The following is a 15,356-nucleotide window of genomic DNA, read 5'->3' as shown; positions in this document are numbered from 1 at the left end:
GTTGTAGATACAAATATTTTAAATAAAGCCATAAAAAATGAATGTTGATCAGATTGTTGCTAGTTGGATTGCTGATGAAGAAGAAGTTTGTTCACGTTTGAGGGAACCAGGCATGACCTCCCCTGAGCCGTTGGCCAGTCGTTCAGGAATAGCGTTTTTTGAAAGAATTTTTGCTGGTGGCGGCCACTGCGGAGTGGCAGAATTGTTGGGCCTGATGACAAGTTGTATGCTCATGTCACCACAACTTGTCTGATTTTTGATCATCTTGTGAGCAAGAATGTTGGCCCGTCCTGATGCAAACACTCCGTTCATCACAGATGTTGAGCAACGTTGAGAAATTTAGTATATGATGGTCATCATGCAAAATTCCTCCCGTCCCCGTTCTAATGCAAAAAAAGAGTCTCACGAGCGCATTGTTGATGCTGCCGCTCGGGCGATCCGTCGCAGTGGCTACGACGGCACAGGGGTTGCGGACATCATGAAAGAAGCAGGACTTACACACGGGGCGTTTTATGCCCACTTTGAGTCACGCGAGGCCATGTTGGCAGAAGCGGCTGACCATGCAGGAGCAACAGCCAATGCTGCGGCTGCGAAAATTGTCGCTTCAGTACCAGACAGTCAGTCACTCCAGGCACTGCTTCAGGCTTATTTGTCAAAAGCTCACATCGACGGAATTGAAACAGGCTGCCCTGTTTCGGCGCTTGGTTCGGAGATGCACCGTCAATCACCCGAAGTGCGCCGTGTCGCGACGCGTCGTATCAAGGAGATGATTGACCTGGTTGCTCGTCAGCTACCTGAATGGGGGCAACCTTGTGCACATGAGCGGGCACTTGCTATAGTGGCCTCTATGGTTGGTACCTTGATACTGGCCCGTGCAGTTGATGATTCCGTACTGTCTGACGCTTTGTGCAACGCAAGCTTGCAGAGTCTGGTTCTGCCTGTCACTGCGCCTACCGACTGATTTTTTTTATCTAAAAATATGATGATCATCATGCGAAATTCATTGATTGCACCAGCCCTCGGATTGCACATAAACCATTTTTTAAAAAAGGAAAAGCCATGAAAGCATTCACCGTTAATCGCTACGAAAAAAAGAGCGCGCTGACCCTGGCTGACGTTTCAATGCCTGAATTGCACGATGACGAGGTCTTGGTCGAGGTCTATGCCGCAGGCGTGAATCTGCTGGACGCCAAGCTCCGCAATGGAGAGTTCAAACTCATTCTGCCTTACCGTACGCCATTTGTTCTGGGCCACGACGTGGCCGGAAAGGTCGTCAAGATTGGGCGAAACGTGCGGCAGTTCAAGCTGGGTGAAGAGGTTTACTCCAGGACGGATGATTTCCGGATCGGAACTTTCGCAGAGTTTGTCCCTGTCAAGGAAGCATCCCTTGCGCTCAAGCCCAGGAATCTCACGATGGAAGAGGCCGCGTCCATTCCGCTGGTTGCTTTGACGGTTTGGCAGGCATTGATCGAAAAAGCTAAGCTGACGAGAGGACAAAAGGTCTTCATTCAGGCAGGCTCTGGCGGCGTCGGTACGTTTGCCATTCAGCTGGCCAAGTATCTGGGCGCGACCGTTGCTACGACGACGAGTACAGGCAATGTGGCGTGGGTGAAAAATCTGGGGGCTGATATCGTCATTGATTATAAGAAGGACGAGTTTGACAATATGTTGAGCGGCTGTGACGTCGTTTTGAACAGTCAGGACGGCAAGACGCTGGAGAAGTCTCTCGGTGTACTCCAACCTGGCGGAAAACTCATCTCCATCTCTGGACCTCCTGATCCCGCGTTTGCAGATCAAATCAAGGCACCGTGGTTGGTGAAGCAGGTCATGCGTGTACTGAGCTTTGGCGTCAGAAGAAAAGCCAAGCGTCTCAACGTCGATTATTCATTCCTGTTCATGACCGCCAGCGGAAGCCAGTTGCGACAAATCACGCCATTGATTGAGTCCGGAGCCATACGTCCGGTCATCGACAAGGTCTTCCCGTTTGAAGCCACGAATGAGGCATTGGCGTACGTTGAAAGCGGGCGCGCCAAAGGCAAAGTGGTGATCAAGGTTCGCTGAATCTTTGCGGACGCTTTCCGCACATTTTTACGCTTATCAATATGATGCTTATCATGCGAAATTCTCGTTCAAGCTAAGAGCTCCTAATGAAAATCGAAAATTCTGTTGTTTTTACTACTGGCCCCAACCGAGGAATCGGTCTGGTATCTGTGGGTGCTGTGCTCGCCCGGTGTCTGCGCAAGGTCTATGCTACTGCCCGCGATCCAGAATCCGTGCTGATGAGAACCGCTGTTCTGGGGCTTGCGCTGGCGACCACCCTCTTCACAACATCAGTAAGTGCCGCAGATTTACTGCCCACGGGTCAGACTCAAAGCTTGTCAAACGCCAGCGATGCGTCGGGAGACTCCTGGAAGAATGTGGCCACACAAACCATTACAGCAGGCGACGTAAGTTTCGCGTACCGGGAACTGGGAAAGCAAAACGGTGGAACGCCAGTGGTGTTTCTGGTCCACTTGGCTGCTGTGCTGGACAACTGGGATCCCCGGATCATGGATGGAATTGCCGCGAAGCACCATGTGATCGCTTTCGACAACCGTGGCATCGGGGCGTCCAGTGGATCACCGTCGAATTCCATAGAGCAAATGGCCGACGATGCCGTTACCTTTATCAAGGCCATGGGATTCAAGCAGGTTGACCTCTTGGGGTTCTCTATGGGCGGGATGATTGCCCAGGAAATCGTGCTGAAAGAGCCGCAACTCGTCCGGAAAATGATTCTCGCGGGGACAGGTCCTGCGGGTGGCGAGGGCATCAGTTCGGTGGCGGGAGTCACCTTTTACGACATGTTACGGGGCTTCTTGACAAGCCAGGATGCCAAGCAGTTTCTATTCTTTACCCGCACACCCCAAGGAATTGATGCTGGCAAGGTGTTTCTGGAGCGACTGAAGGAGCGCTCTGAGAATCGTGACAAGGACATTTCCGTCAGCGCATTTCTCGCTCAATTGAAGGCGCTGCGCAACTGGGGTCACAAAAAAACAGCGGACCTTTCGGTTGTTAAGCAGCCTGTACTCGTTGTCAATGGTGATGCTGATCGCATGGTTCCCACGCTGAATACGTACGATCTGGCTCGACGGCTTCCGAATAGCACTTTGATTATTTATCCCGATGCGGGCCATGGCGGCATATTTCAGTTTCATGCCGATTTTGTGCCCAGCGCAATTGAGTTCCTTGGCCGATAACCGTTTCACACATGAGGGTGTCAACATGACCGAGACACATTCACCCCCTTCCACCCGATTCGTCGATGTTGATGGTGAGAAGTTCGCCTGCCGGCGCTGGGGTAATACCGCGACAGACCAGCCGCCACTATTTCTCCTGCAACACTTTCGTGGCGGTATGGATCATCGGTATCCGCTGATAACGGCAAAGGGGGTGTTTTTGACGGCGCTACATGAAGACGAACTGAGTCTCAGTGGCGATTTTGCCAAAGTAATGTGGTTTCAGGGACTGAACCAGTACTTGAAACCTGTGGAAAGCGGGCATGTAAAGCGGAAGGTTATCAGCAAGGTCTTATGAACCGCACCCTTCAATCACTGTTCACATTTTTGCATAGGGCATTTGTCATGTGCATTTTTCATCAACACTTTGGAGTAAAAAAATGAAAATCGAAAATTCTGTCGTGCTTGTTACCGGAGCTAATCGGGGAATTGGTCTGACGTTTGCCCGCGAGTTACTGGCGCGTGGTGCTCGCAAGGTCTATGCCGCAGCAAGAAACCCATCTACCGTCACCTTGTCTGGTGTGGAGGCAGTAAAGCTGGATGTCACCAATCTCGCTGAGGTCAATGCCGTAGCTCAACACGCCAGCGATGTGACGTTGGTGATCAATAACGCGGGGATTGCACAAGCTGGTGGGTTTTTGGCTCAGGATAGCGAAGCAGTCACCCGCCGCATTTTTGAGACCAATTTCTTTGGTATGCTGAACATGAGCAAAGCATTTGCGCCTGTGCTGAAAGCAAATGGCGGTGGAGGCATGATCAATGTCTTATCCATCGCATCCTGGCTTAATGGCGGTGAACTGGCCGCGTATGCAGCAAGCAAGTCTGCTGCATGGTCATTGACCAATGCGCTGCGTCATGAATTGGCTACACAAAAAACGCAAGTGCTGGGTCTGCATATGGCATACGTCGATACCGATCTGACGCGTGGGTTTGATGTTCCTAAAAGCAGTGCCGAGGACATCGTTCGCAGCGCGCTCGATGGTCTTGAGGCTGGAGAACTTGAAGTCTTGGCGGATGTATTGACCCAACAGGTCAAGAAAGGACTCGCTGGATCTATTTATCTCCCTCAGGAGTAAAGCCTTCTTATTCCCTCTCCATTGAAAGCGCATCATGTCATTGACAGCACTCTCCGATTCGCCCTTGAAACTTTGCATCTCATCGTATCGTATCGCGCTGTGATGGCACCTATGACACGCAGTCGAGCCATGGAGGAAAACACGCCCGATGCCTTGATGGCAGCGTATTACGGCCAACGTGCAACAGCTGGTTTGATCATCACGGAAGGCACCTCGCCTTTGCCTCATGGTTTGGGCTATGCCCGGATTCCCAGTTTGTTCAAAGCAGTACCTCGTAAATGCTTCAAAGGAACATTCACTCTGGCTGGCGGATTTAACCGGACCAGTAGTGAAACAGCATTGAGTGATGGGCAAGCTGATCTGATTGCTTTTGGGCGTCCTTTCATCTGCAACCCTGATCTGCTTGAGCGTATGAAAGTTGATGTCCCGATGAATGATCTGATATGGGAAGTTCTGCACGTCGGGCGCAACAGGCTGTATTGATTATTGCCTGATACATGACGGACAGGCCTTGAGCAGATGATTCACCCCAAAGCATGCTGGCAGCTTGAAATACTGAGTAAGGTTTCGTTTACCTACCAAGATAGGTTAGCGACCTTTTCGGTATTGCTCCCCTTACGCTACAGACACAATGTCACAGCTCAGACCACCAACAGGCTACTGCACCGTAATTCTGTACTCATCTCCCCGTTAGAAACGGCGTGATTTCAAACGGCTGCGCCAACTTGTGACGCCACCAAGCTTCGAGTCTGACAACCGCTGCCTGATATCAACAGTGCGCTACTTAGCCGAAAGGATTTCCGGCAGCTTCTGCACCCTAAATGCCTCGACAACAAAATCGATAAAAACCCGCGTCTTCGCCGGCAACAGCTTCTGGCTGGTGAAATACAACGAGATCGCCCCCACATCGCCATACCAGTTTGGCAGCAACCGCACCAGTGCGCCAGTTTCCAGATGCGGAGCAGCGTGCGGAACCGGTATCAAGCCAACGCCAAGGCCCAGTAACACGGCACGACTGAGGGCATCAGGATCGTTGACCAACATTATTGGTTGCTGTTTTGCAGTGACTTCGACGCCAGCGCTATTGCGCATGATCTGCGTCCGCATACGACCAGTCAGTGGTGAACGCATCACCACATTGGGGAGCACGGCAAGTTCAGTTGGATCTTTTGGACGGCGCTTGCCCTGTAATAGCGCCGGCGAAGCCACCGCAATCAAATGTATACGCGCCAGTTCGCGTGCCACCATCCCCGGTGGTAGCTCAAAGCCAGCGCCGATCGCTGCATCAAAACCGCCTGCGATCAGGTCCAGCGGGCGGCTATCAAAAACCCAATCCGGAGTCACGCCCGGATAACGTTCGAGAAACGCCGGCATCAGAGGCAACAGATAATCCATGCCAAATCCCGGCGCAGCACTCAGTTTCAAGACTCCGGCCGGCTCCCCTGCATTCATCTTAATATCAGAGATGGCTTCCTGGATGCTATCGAGACCGCTCTGTACTGACAGCCGAAAACGTTCGCCCGCTTCAGTCAGCGTCAGACCGCGCGTACTGCGTGCAAAGAGTCGCACGCCAAGGTTGCGCTCCAGAAACGCAACATTCCGACTTACTGCTGCCGGCGTCAAGCCGAGCCGACGTGCCGCAGCAGAAAAGCTGCCACTCTCGGCACTGCGGACGAAGGACTCCAGATTGGCGAGAGTTTCCAAAGGCTTACTTTAAAGTAATGATTGAAACTGATTATAGTCGACTGCTACTAACAATAGAAACAGCAAGACCCTAAAATTCAACTCAGCAAACAGTTTATTCACTTAATTTAAAGGAAATAGTATGACTATCGGTATCATTGGCTCGGGCGCGCTCGGCTCCAACTTCGCCCGCATTCTCGCCAACACAGGAATCTCGGCCACCATCTCTAATAGCCGCGGACCAGCTTCGCTGGAGGAGCTGGTCAAAGAGTTAGGTCCATCTATCAAAGCTGGCACAGTAGAAGAGGCTGCAAGCGCCGACATGGTGCTGGTTGCGGTTCGCTGGGTCGACGCAGAGAGAGTGCTTGGTAGCTTGCCAGCGTGGAATGGACGCATCGTGATCGATGGCACTAACCCGGTGGAGTTCTTCGATCCTGCTACGTCGCCAGATGCGAACGACCCGAACAATCCGCTCGCCGCTTATGGAATCAAGGCAGTCGATCTTGCCGGCAAACACTCGAGTCAGATCATCCAACAATTCGTTCCTGGTGCGCGCGTCGTCAAAGCATTCAACCACAACGACGTAAATGTGCTGAAGGAGCCAGAAACGCAAGGTGGCAAACGCGTATTGTTCTACTCGGGTGACGACGCTGCCGCAAAAGCTGAGGTGCGTGGCATCATGGAAACAGCCGGATTCTTCCCGATCGACCTCGGCTCACTGGATGTTGGTGGGCCGCTTGCCTCGCTGCCTTTCGGCCCGCTGTCGACGCACAATTTCATCAGTATCTAATTGAGACTAGAGGCTCACCCAGCAGAAAAATGTTAGCAACTGCTAGGTGGGCTATTAGAGCCTTGTGTTGAAAATAAGTGAACTAGGGGAGAATGCCCCTTTGGCGACAACAAATTGAAGTTGAATATTAAGTCAACTATCTCCACAGTCTGGACGTAGATAGAGTGGAAGTATCGATTAAGTATCAAACCGTCAAAACGCGGCAAGACCATGTCGAAAGCAGGTCGGCGACTCATACCTGGTTACTGCTTTCCGGCATACTCCATTCGGATCTGACAAACTTTATTTGTGCTAGTCAGCAGTCGCAAATAACCGAAATCTAGGAGGTTTATTGCCTCATATTTTTTACTTAAAAAAGTGCTCGTTAGATTAGGTTAGCGAGCAAGTCTAACAAGGCTTTGCGGGGAGTAAGTCCCCTTGTAAATAACCTTTCATTTCGGCAGCACGCTAACCTATCTTTTAAGCTCGGACAACAGTCAGAAGCCTCTGTCGTGAAACTATTCCACGGTGACCGATTTTGCCAGATTTCTTGGTTTATCGACGTCCGTGCCACGTGCTAATGCGGTGTGATAGGCCAGTAGCTGTAAGGGCACCGTATGCAAGATTGGTGACAGCATGCCGTAGTGTTCTGGCAGGCGGATCACATGCACCCCTTCGCTGGAGGTGATGCGGGAATCGGCATCGGCGAAGACGTAGAGTTCACCGCCTCGTGCACGGACTTCCTGCATATTTGATTTAAGTTTTTCTATCAGCGTATCGTTGGGGGCGACAGTCACGACAGGCATGTCTTTGGTAACGAGCGCGAGTGGACCATGTTTGAGTTCACCTGCCGGGTAAGCTTCTGCGTGGATATAAGAAATTTCTTTTAGCTTTAACGCACCTTCCAGTGCGATAGGATAATGCAGGCCGCGACCGAGAAACAGCGCGTTTTCTTTGCGCGCGAAATCTTCAGCCCAGGCGATGATTTGTGGTTCCAGCGCCAGTACAGCGCTGATGGCGGCAGGCAAATGACGTAATTGCCGGATATATTCCGCTTCTTGTTCATCGCTCAGGCGACCTTTGATTTGTGCCAGTGATAAGGTGAGCAGGAACAGGGCGGCAAGCTGGGTGGTAAATGCTTTTGTGGAAGCGACGCCAACTTCAACACCGGCGCGGGTGATATACGATAGTGCACATTCACGTACCATGGCACTGGTAGCAATATTGCAGACCGTCAGCGTATGCCGCATGCCAAGGCTTTGTGCATGTTTGAGTGCTGCCAGCGTATCCGCTGTTTCACCGCTTTGCGAAATGGTGACTACGAGTGAATTCGGATTGGGTACGCTGTCGCGATAACGGTATTCACTGGCGATTTCAACATTGACCGGAATTTTTGCGATAGATTCTATCCAGTATTTGGCGGTCAGTCCGGCGTAATAGCTGGTGCCGCAGGCGAGGATCAGGACGGAATCAATTTGTTTGAAGATGCCATAAGCATGATCGCCAAACAGTTCTGGCATGATGCTGATGATGCCTTCCAGCGTGTCACCAAGCGCGCGTGGCTGTTCAAAAATTTCCTTTTGCATGTAGTGGCGATAAGGCCCTAATTCTGCTGCGCCGGTGTGCGCATGGACGGTGCGTACTTCGCGTTGTACTTGTTTGCCATGCTGATCAACGATCCAGCAGCGTTGCAATTGCAGATCCACCACATCGCCTTCTTCCAGATAAATGATCTGATCGGTTGTGCCCGCAAGTGCCATTGCATCGGACGCCAGAAAATTTTCTCCCTGACCGATACCGACGATCAGCGGTGAACCCTGACGCGCACCAACGACGCGATGCGGTTCGTCACGACAAAATACCGCAATCGCAAATGCGCCATGCAGGCGTTTGACGGCCAGTTGCACGGTCTCAAACAGGTCGCCGGTGTACAGATAATCAATCAGGTGCGCAATAACTTCGGTGTCGGTCTGGCTTTCAAATACATACGAGGCAGCACTGAGTTCGGCGCGTAGTTCTTCGTGATTTTCGATGATGCCGTTGTGTACCAGTGCAATCCGGTCGCGGGAAAAATGTGGATGCGCATTGGCAGATGAAGGCGCGCCATGCGTTGCCCAGCGAGTGTGGGCGATGCCTGTAAAGCCTGCCAGACCAGACTGGTCCATCTGCGATTGCAGATCAGCGACGCGCGATGTGCTGCGGGAGCGTTGCAAATGACCATTCACATGCAGTGCGATACCGCAGGAATCATAACCCCGGTATTCCAGCCGCTTTAAGCCCTCCAGCAATACCGGAGTGATGTTACGTTGCGCAACTGCGCCGACAATACCGCACATAAAAACCTCGATCAAAGTAAAAATTACATGGCCCCCAGAGCCCGACTGTTCGATGACGTAAGTAGCGTGTCTGGAGTCTGAATCAATCAACACCTCCATCGTAATAGAGATTGAATGAAAATTTCTTTCAAATTTTTACATTAAATGAAATTTAAAGTGATTTGTTTTATACTTTGAATTAATATTTCATTTGTTAATTATATTTGAATGAATTAATCATGATATTCGATGAGTTAGATAAACGCATTTTGCAGCAATTGCAGCAAGATGTCGCATTAACGAATCATGAGCTGGCAGCGCGTGTTCATGCATCACCACCGACCTGCCTGCGTCGGGTGCGACGTTTGACAGAGGAGGGCGTGATTGCCCGACAAGTGGCGATTCTGTCACCGCAAAAAGTGGGGGCCGGATTAACGGCAATTGTGGAAATCACACTGGATCAGCAGGCGACAGAGCATCTGCTGGCCTTTGAGCAGTTAGTTGCGCGTGAGTCTGCGGTGCAACAGTGTTACCGCGTCTCTCCTGGACCTGATTTTGTCCTTGTGATCCAGGTCGCCGACATGGATGCCTATCATGTGCTGGCGCATCGTTTGTTTGCGACGCAAAGCAATATCCGCAATGTACGCAGTTTTTTCTCTATCTTGCGCAGCAAATTCGATACGGCACTGTCGCTGTCCTGATCTACTGATCTACTGATCTACTGATCTGCGGATGTGGTGAAGTTGTGATGCCAAACAATGACCAGCACAGAAGCTACGAAAACGTTTCAGTGGGGTAGTTCCCGCGGACGGTTTCCTTCACGCAGAACTTCTTCTTTGTAATAGCGCTGAAACCCTTTCCAAACGGCACCGGAGCGCACTACTTTATCGAGTAAATGTTGAAGCGCGGCACGGTCATTCGCATTAAGTGTTTTTTTGGATAAGTACATTCCACTCTCTCCCCAGCTCAGTTCTGGTATCGCTTCGTAGCGGATTTTATTGATCATATCGTCGACTCTGGCATCGTTTTGCACCGTGCCAAAGAAGATATACGGCGCCATGATGCCGATATCGGCGGCACCGGCCTTTAGCATGCGCGCCACAGAAAGTGCATCAGCCTCCATGATCAGGCGATTTTGTTTGCCGAGTTCTTCCATGATGGATAAATAAGCCGGGCCATAATCGTAACCGCGCACCAGCGCCACACGCAGATGGCGTTGCTCAAGCAATTCCTGCATATTTTTGATGGCAGGTCTTGAGGACGTAAATGACACCAGCGTTGCTCTGGTATAAATCAACGGTATAAAAATACCATTTTCATCACGCTTTGCAGTTTTGATTGCTGGCAGCAGGACATCTGCCTGCCCGTTTTCAAACATAACTTCCAGTCGCAGGCGCGGAACCACGGAAAAAACAAATTGGCAGGTTTCTTTACTGGAGACGTTGCGGATAATATCTGGATAAATACCAGTGATCGTATCGCCCGTGGTGATCACGCTGTAACCCAGCGAAGCAAATGGCAGTTGTATGGGGCGGGAACAGGTGTCTTGTCCAGCCGAGCAGACATTGCTCAATCCGAATAGCAGCAGGAATGTGGCAACAGGGCCGGCCAAAGGTAAAGACATAAGTCGCCCACGATCAGAGAGTATGTATTTCACCATAGCCGATAAAGTCTTTTTCCGCAAAAGGAATTGTTTTATGGGAAGAGGGTCTGTTGATGATGCGTTCATCAATATGAAGCACATATCGAAGGTCGGCACATGTCATTCATCAATTTACTCACTGTATATGAAGGGATCGATAATGTGAATTTGTGTGAAAATCTCATAAAGCAACATTTCCATACGGAAATTTAAAATATAATCAGTCAATAAACAAAAACTTGGGCTGATAAGCCAGCAGAAACTCCGCCCCGTTTCCAAATTTTTATTTATATTTCTCTCCGTCGCCATTCCCCCGCGACCACGGTATCCAGTCGGCCCTATTTGCCGATGTTCTTCAGACAAGTTTTTAAAATACTGTATTGATCCGAATTACGTTTACTATCATATAGTCATGCTTTGAAAATCAGTGTTGCTGTCTGAAGGTTTGGCGCTGGAGATGGCAGCATGAACCGGGAGTGGCCACAGCAGTCCCTGTGATTCATCAATAAATGAAACCGGCCGCGGATAGCTGCGGAATAGTATTGATCAGATTAAAACATCATGGAAAAAAGACGCGAATCGAACAAGGCTGTACTGACGTATCTGACACCTGTCATCGTTGTGCTGATTATTGCTCTGTGGGTCGGCATATCACTGACCTTGATGAATATGAAGGCAGCGGGCCAGCGTGAGATGCGCGGGCAGATGAAAGACGTTGCGTTGGCGTATTCTGAATACATCCGTTCCAAAGTAAATTCTCTGGATCTGACCACGCAGATACTGGCGCAAACCTGGCTGAATAAAAAAGATGATTTTGCCGATGAAGTAAAAAACAAACAGGGCATACTTGAAAAGCAGGTGATATTTCAGGTGGCAGTGATCGGTACAGATGGTTGGTCACGTTTCAGTAGCCTGGATACCGGCGGCAAGTCGGTCGATTTAAGCGACCGTGAGCATTTCCGTGTACATTTGAATACCAACAAAAACGAATTGTTCATCAGTAAGCCCGTGCTGGGGAAAATTTCTAAACGCTGGTCAATACAGTTCACTCGTCCTATTTACGATAAAAAAAATGTATTCCAGGGTGTCATTGTTCTTTCTGTACCGGTGGAATATTTCACTGATTTTTATCAAAAATTACAGCTGGAAAAAAGCGGCATCATTATGTTGCTCAAAGATGATGGTCGATTACTGACTTATTGGCCACGTGGTGCGAGCGCGGCCTTTGATCAATTAAAAAATGGTGGTTTCAATAATATTCTGGTCAGTAAAAAAGCAGATTCCTTTGAAGATCAGGCCGTCATTGAGGGGCAGCCACGGATCACTTTATTTCAACGGGTCGATACCTACCCTTTGGCAGTAGGTCTGGGATTTTCAGCGGATAGTCTGAATGCTGGTTTTCGTACCCAGTTATGGATTTACTGTCTGGGTGGCTTGTTTGTCACAGCTCTGTTACTGATATTTCGGCAGATCGTTACTGGTAATTTGCGTCAAATCGAAAACAATAGCCGCGAGCTGCGTACCTACGATGAGTTTGTACGCGGGGTCATTGATTCGGTTTCTAATTTGCTGTTTGTGTTGGATGAAAAAGGCAAAATACTGCTGATGAACAAGCCAGCGGTCGATTTTTTTGGTACGAATTTATCTCAACAAAATTATCTCGCAACCTGCGATCAGTCGGTTACCTTAATCAAAGAACATGATCCTTCTCTGGCGCAGGGAATACAAAGTGTGATCGATGGTCAGGCACAAAAATTTACGATGGAGTATCTCGCACGGCAAGGCGAGCGCACTGTTTGTTTATTGACTTCGGTTGTTTTGTTTAAGGGCGATGGTCCTCTCAGGATTGTGGTTTCTCATAAAGATATCAGCAGCATCAAGCAGGCGCAGGAGTCTTTACGTATCACTGAAGAACGCTGGAGTATTGCCTTGCAGGGCAGTGGCGAGGGCGTCTGGGACTGGGACATTGTTCCGGATAAATTAATTCATAACGACCAGTGGCGCCACATTCTTGGTTATACCGAGGATGATACGAATGCGCAGTTCTCTGACTGGAGAAACAAAGTTCATCCTGATGATGTTGGTGCAGTGATACAGCAACTAGAGACAGTGCTGACTCAGAATATCAATACGTTCAGCGCTGAATACCGTGTTATTGCCTCTGATGGACATTACAAATGGGTCAAGGATCATGGCACTGTGATTGGCCGCGACCGCGCCGGGAATGCTCTGCGTATCGTTGGTACCTTGAAAGATATTACCGCTGACCGAGAGGCTCAGATACAACTGGAAAATCTGAATACACAACTGCTGCAACGTAATCAGGAAGCTGAAAAAGCGAATAAAGCAAAAAGCGAATTTCTGGCAACCATGAGCCATGAAATCAGAACACCGATGAATGGCATTATCGGGCTTACTTCGCTGGTGCTCGACAGTGAATTAACGCAGGAGCAGCGTGATTTCATGAAACTGATCCAGGTGTCGGCAGATTCTTTGCTCGATATTATTAACGATATTCTGGATTTCTCTAAAATCGAAGCCGACAAGATGGAATTGGAAATGATTCCTTTCGATCTGGGTAAGCTGATGGGAGATGTGGCGAAAGTACTTGCCGTCAGGGTAGGTGACAAAAACGTAGAAATTATCAGTGATGTACCGCCCGACGTGCCTTATTTGCTGCTGGGTGACTCAGGGCGTTTGCGCCAAATTTTGATGAATCTGGTCGGAAATGCCATCAAGTTTACTGAAGCCGGCGAAGTGATATTGGGTGTGGCGCTGGAGCAGCAGAGTGCTGCCCGTGCGACATTGCATTTCACGATTGAAGATACGGGCGTTGGTATTCCTGCAGAAAAGCAGGTAGGTATTTTCGATGCATTTACACAGCTTGATAACTCCATTTCACGCCGCTACGGCGGTACAGGTTTGGGACTCGCTATTTCTTCGCGTCTGGTATCGATGATGGGTGGGCGTATGTGGCTTGAGAGCGAGGTTGGTAAAGGCAGTATTTTTCACTTTACGGTGGATTTTGGTATCGCTGAATTGCAGCAGACGCATCATGAGCGGCAGATACAGTTGGCGGGATTGCAGATTCTGGTGGTGGAAGACAACCAGCGCTGTCAGCAGGTGCTGCAAAAAATGTTATCCGCTGTATATATTAATCCGACTATCGTGTCCGATGTGGACAGTGCTGTAAAAGCTTTGTCCGCCGCACAGGCGGAGGGGAAAATATATACATTGATGATGATGGATAGCCATTTAATGGGGCAGGATGATGGCTGGATTATGGCATTGCAAAACAGACGTGATGCTTATGGCGGCATTATTCTGATGCAGCCAAATAACGCGATCAATGTGTCTTCAGATACTTCTATGTTTAAACATCTGGGTGTCGTGTCATCTATCAGTAAGCCGATCACCCATACCGACGTGTTGGATGCGATACAGCAGGCCATGGGCGGAGGCCGCAGCCAGCGCTCAGGTAATCTGGCTGCTAATGTCATGTCACAACGCGCCAGTAATACACCGCTGTCGATCTTGCTGGCGGAAGACAATAAGATTAATCAAAAGCTGGCCGTCACCTTGTTAGAGCGTGTCGGACATAAAGTAATTACGGCTGATAATGGCCGAATCGCTCTGGAATTACTGGAGCGGATACGCTTCGATCTGATTCTGATGGACATGCAAATGCCGGAAATGGATGGCCTGACTGCGACTCAGGCGATACGTGAAAAAGAAAAAATATCTGGCAACCATATTCCCATTGTCGCATTGACCGCGAATGTGATTCAGGGCGATAAGGAGCGTTGTCTCGCGAGTGGTATGGATGGTTATATTGCCAAACCATTTACGATAGAAAGCTTGTTTTCTACTTTGCAGGATGTGATGACGAAAAGCCAGCAAGGTCGCTCTGCAGAGCAAAGAGAGTGGCAACAATCTGCAATTGTGCCTTTATCTTTGCCGGTATCAGTACCAGTATCGGATGGCAGTGCACAGGAAGTTGCAGGACTGTCTGCATCAAAAGAACAAACGGCAGCAGTATCTGCTGAAGTGAAGGGACAATTTGATTATGCAGCTGCACTCAGAAGGGCTGATCCCGAATATATAGAAGTCATTGGTGTGATGACGCTGGAATCTTTGCCAGAATACCTGATGAACATAGAGAAAGCACTCGCTACTTTGAGTACCGAAGAAGTGCATCGAAGTGGTCATACCCTGAAGGGGCTGATTTCTAATTTCAAAGCACAACCCATCATGGATCTTGCACATCAAGTGGAGCAGTTGGGTGCTGCAAATAATATGGAAGAGGCGCAACAGGCGTACACCTTGATTAGTAAAGAAGCACCGCTATTTTTATCCGCATTAAGTGACTATCTTCGTGCCGAAAATCTGCTGTAATACTAAGATACTAAGATACTAAGATACTAAGATACTAAGATACTAAGATACTAAGATACTAAGATACTAAGATACTAAGATACTAAGATACTAAGGAAGAATGTATCAAATCACATCATCTCGCTGAGCCAGTTGTCCGAACTAGTTATCTGAATCGGTGAGATGATTTAGACATCTGAGGTAGTGATCGCTTTAGCATCA

At 49.3% G+C, this 15,356-nt stretch carries 13 protein-coding genes and 1 pseudogene; 11 read left to right on the top strand and 3 right to left on the bottom strand.

The genetic code is table 11. The features are described from left to right. The first annotated feature begins 37 nt into the window (after positions 1-37). The 8 genes and pseudogenes from ACO0LB_RS12205 to ACO0LB_RS12170 all read left to right on the top strand — a co-directional run bounded on the left by ACO0LB_RS12205 (position 38) and on the right by ACO0LB_RS12170 (position 4,834). A complete protein-coding gene (locus tag ACO0LB_RS12205) occupies positions 38-253 on the top strand; it encodes a hypothetical protein (RefSeq protein ID WP_423049367.1) in 216 nt (71 codons plus the stop codon). Between the two features lie 93 nt (positions 254-346). Continuing rightward, on the top strand, positions 347-961 hold the full coding sequence (locus tag ACO0LB_RS12200; RefSeq protein WP_423049366.1) for a TetR/AcrR family transcriptional regulator: 615 nt from the start codon (positions 347-349) through the stop codon (positions 959-961). 98 nt (positions 962-1,059) lie between these two features. Beyond that, positions 1,060-2,061, top strand: a complete 1,002-nt coding sequence (locus ACO0LB_RS12195) for an NADP-dependent oxidoreductase (RefSeq protein WP_423049365.1) — start codon at positions 1,060-1,062, stop codon at positions 2,059-2,061. A gap of 218 nt (positions 2,062-2,279) precedes the next feature. Beyond that, positions 2,280-3,236: an alpha/beta fold hydrolase gene (locus ACO0LB_RS12190; RefSeq protein ID WP_423049393.1), complete on the top strand. Its 957-nt coding sequence runs from the start codon at positions 2,280-2,282 to the stop codon at positions 3,234-3,236. Between the two features lie 25 nt (positions 3,237-3,261). Then, positions 3,262-3,573 (top strand): hypothetical protein, encoded by a 312-nt coding sequence (locus tag ACO0LB_RS12185; protein WP_423049364.1) that lies wholly within the window; start codon positions 3,262-3,264, stop codon positions 3,571-3,573. 82 nt (positions 3,574-3,655) lie between these two features. Next, entirely contained in the window at positions 3,656-4,351 is a 696-nt protein-coding gene (locus ACO0LB_RS12180) for an SDR family oxidoreductase (protein ID WP_423049363.1), read from the top strand. A 102-nt stretch (positions 4,352-4,453) separates the two neighbouring features. Further along, a pseudogene (locus ACO0LB_RS12175) lies at positions 4,454-4,612 on the top strand (alkene reductase); the annotation flags it as partial. Continuing rightward, complete coding sequence (locus tag ACO0LB_RS12170; protein ID WP_423049392.1) at positions 4,607-4,834, top strand: hypothetical protein; 228 nt, start codon at positions 4,607-4,609, stop codon at positions 4,832-4,834. The pseudogene ACO0LB_RS12175 and the gene ACO0LB_RS12170, both read left to right, overlap by 6 nt. 297 nt (positions 4,835-5,131) lie before the next feature. Here ACO0LB_RS12170 and ACO0LB_RS12165 read toward each other — a convergent pair whose 3' ends face one another. Next, positions 5,132-6,055 (bottom strand): LysR family transcriptional regulator, encoded by a 924-nt coding sequence (locus ACO0LB_RS12165; protein ID WP_423049362.1) that lies wholly within the window; start codon positions 6,053-6,055, stop codon positions 5,132-5,134. Positions 6,056-6,176: 121 nt separating this feature from the next. On the opposite strand from ACO0LB_RS12165, the gene ACO0LB_RS12160 reads away from it, so the two are divergent. Beyond that, positions 6,177-6,824 carry an NADPH-dependent F420 reductase gene (locus ACO0LB_RS12160; protein ID WP_423049361.1) on the top strand — a complete coding sequence of 216 codons (648 nt, stop codon included), beginning with the start codon at positions 6,177-6,179 and terminating at the stop codon, positions 6,822-6,824. A gap of 497 nt (positions 6,825-7,321) precedes the next feature. Here the strand turns inward: ACO0LB_RS12160 and glmS are convergent, their stop codons facing one another. Beyond that, a complete protein-coding gene (gene glmS, locus ACO0LB_RS12155) occupies positions 7,322-9,139 on the bottom strand; it encodes a glutamine--fructose-6-phosphate transaminase (isomerizing) (RefSeq protein WP_423049360.1) in 1,818 nt (605 codons plus the stop codon). Positions 9,140-9,357: 218 nt separating this feature from the next. Here glmS and ACO0LB_RS12150 point away from each other — a divergent pair, with 218 nt between their 5' ends. Then, entirely contained in the window at positions 9,358-9,819 is a 462-nt protein-coding gene (locus ACO0LB_RS12150; protein ID WP_423049359.1) for an Lrp/AsnC family transcriptional regulator, read from the top strand. Between the two features lie 86 nt (positions 9,820-9,905). On the opposite strand, the gene ACO0LB_RS12145 is transcribed toward ACO0LB_RS12150, so the two are convergent. Further along, the gene (locus tag ACO0LB_RS12145) at positions 9,906-10,742 is read right to left on the bottom strand and encodes a substrate-binding periplasmic protein (protein ID WP_423049358.1); all 837 of its coding nucleotides are present in this window, start codon (positions 10,740-10,742) and stop codon (positions 9,906-9,908) included. 579 nt (positions 10,743-11,321) lie between these two features. Here ACO0LB_RS12145 and ACO0LB_RS12140 point away from each other — a divergent pair. Then, a complete protein-coding gene (locus tag ACO0LB_RS12140) occupies positions 11,322-15,155 on the top strand; it encodes a response regulator (RefSeq protein WP_423049357.1) in 3,834 nt (1,277 codons plus the stop codon). Positions 15,156-15,356 lie beyond the last annotated feature (201 nt).

This window comes from Undibacterium sp. SXout7W (genome assembly GCF_049339385.1).
Lineage (GTDB): Bacteria > Pseudomonadota > Gammaproteobacteria > Burkholderiales > Burkholderiaceae_D > Undibacterium.
This window is presented reverse-complemented; position numbering and strand designations above follow the sequence as displayed.

Excerpts from the sequence above, each read along its gene's own strand:
- ACO0LB_RS12205 (WP_423049367.1), top strand. The coding sequence starts at position 38 with ATGAATGTTGATCAGATTGTTGCTAGTTGGATTGCTGATGAAGAAGAA.
- ACO0LB_RS12200 (WP_423049366.1), top strand. The coding sequence starts at position 347 with ATGATGGTCATCATGCAAAATTCCTCCCGTCCCCGTTCTAATGCAAAA.
- ACO0LB_RS12195 (WP_423049365.1), top strand. The coding sequence starts at position 1,060 with ATGAAAGCATTCACCGTTAATCGCTACGAAAAAAAGAGCGCGCTGACC.
- ACO0LB_RS12190 (WP_423049393.1), top strand. The coding sequence starts at position 2,280 with ATGAGAACCGCTGTTCTGGGGCTTGCGCTGGCGACCACCCTCTTCACA.
- ACO0LB_RS12185 (WP_423049364.1), top strand. The coding sequence starts at position 3,262 with ATGACCGAGACACATTCACCCCCTTCCACCCGATTCGTCGATGTTGAT.
- ACO0LB_RS12180 (WP_423049363.1), top strand. The coding sequence starts at position 3,656 with ATGAAAATCGAAAATTCTGTCGTGCTTGTTACCGGAGCTAATCGGGGA.
- ACO0LB_RS12160 (WP_423049361.1), top strand. The coding sequence starts at position 6,177 with ATGACTATCGGTATCATTGGCTCGGGCGCGCTCGGCTCCAACTTCGCC.
- glmS (WP_423049360.1), bottom strand. The coding sequence starts at position 9,139 with ATGTGCGGTATTGTCGGCGCAGTTGCGCAACGTAACATCACTCCGGTA.
- ACO0LB_RS12150 (WP_423049359.1), top strand. The coding sequence starts at position 9,358 with ATGATATTCGATGAGTTAGATAAACGCATTTTGCAGCAATTGCAGCAA.
- ACO0LB_RS12145 (WP_423049358.1), bottom strand. The coding sequence starts at position 10,742 with ATGTCTTTACCTTTGGCCGGCCCTGTTGCCACATTCCTGCTGCTATTC.
- ACO0LB_RS12140 (WP_423049357.1), top strand. The coding sequence starts at position 11,322 with ATGGAAAAAAGACGCGAATCGAACAAGGCTGTACTGACGTATCTGACA.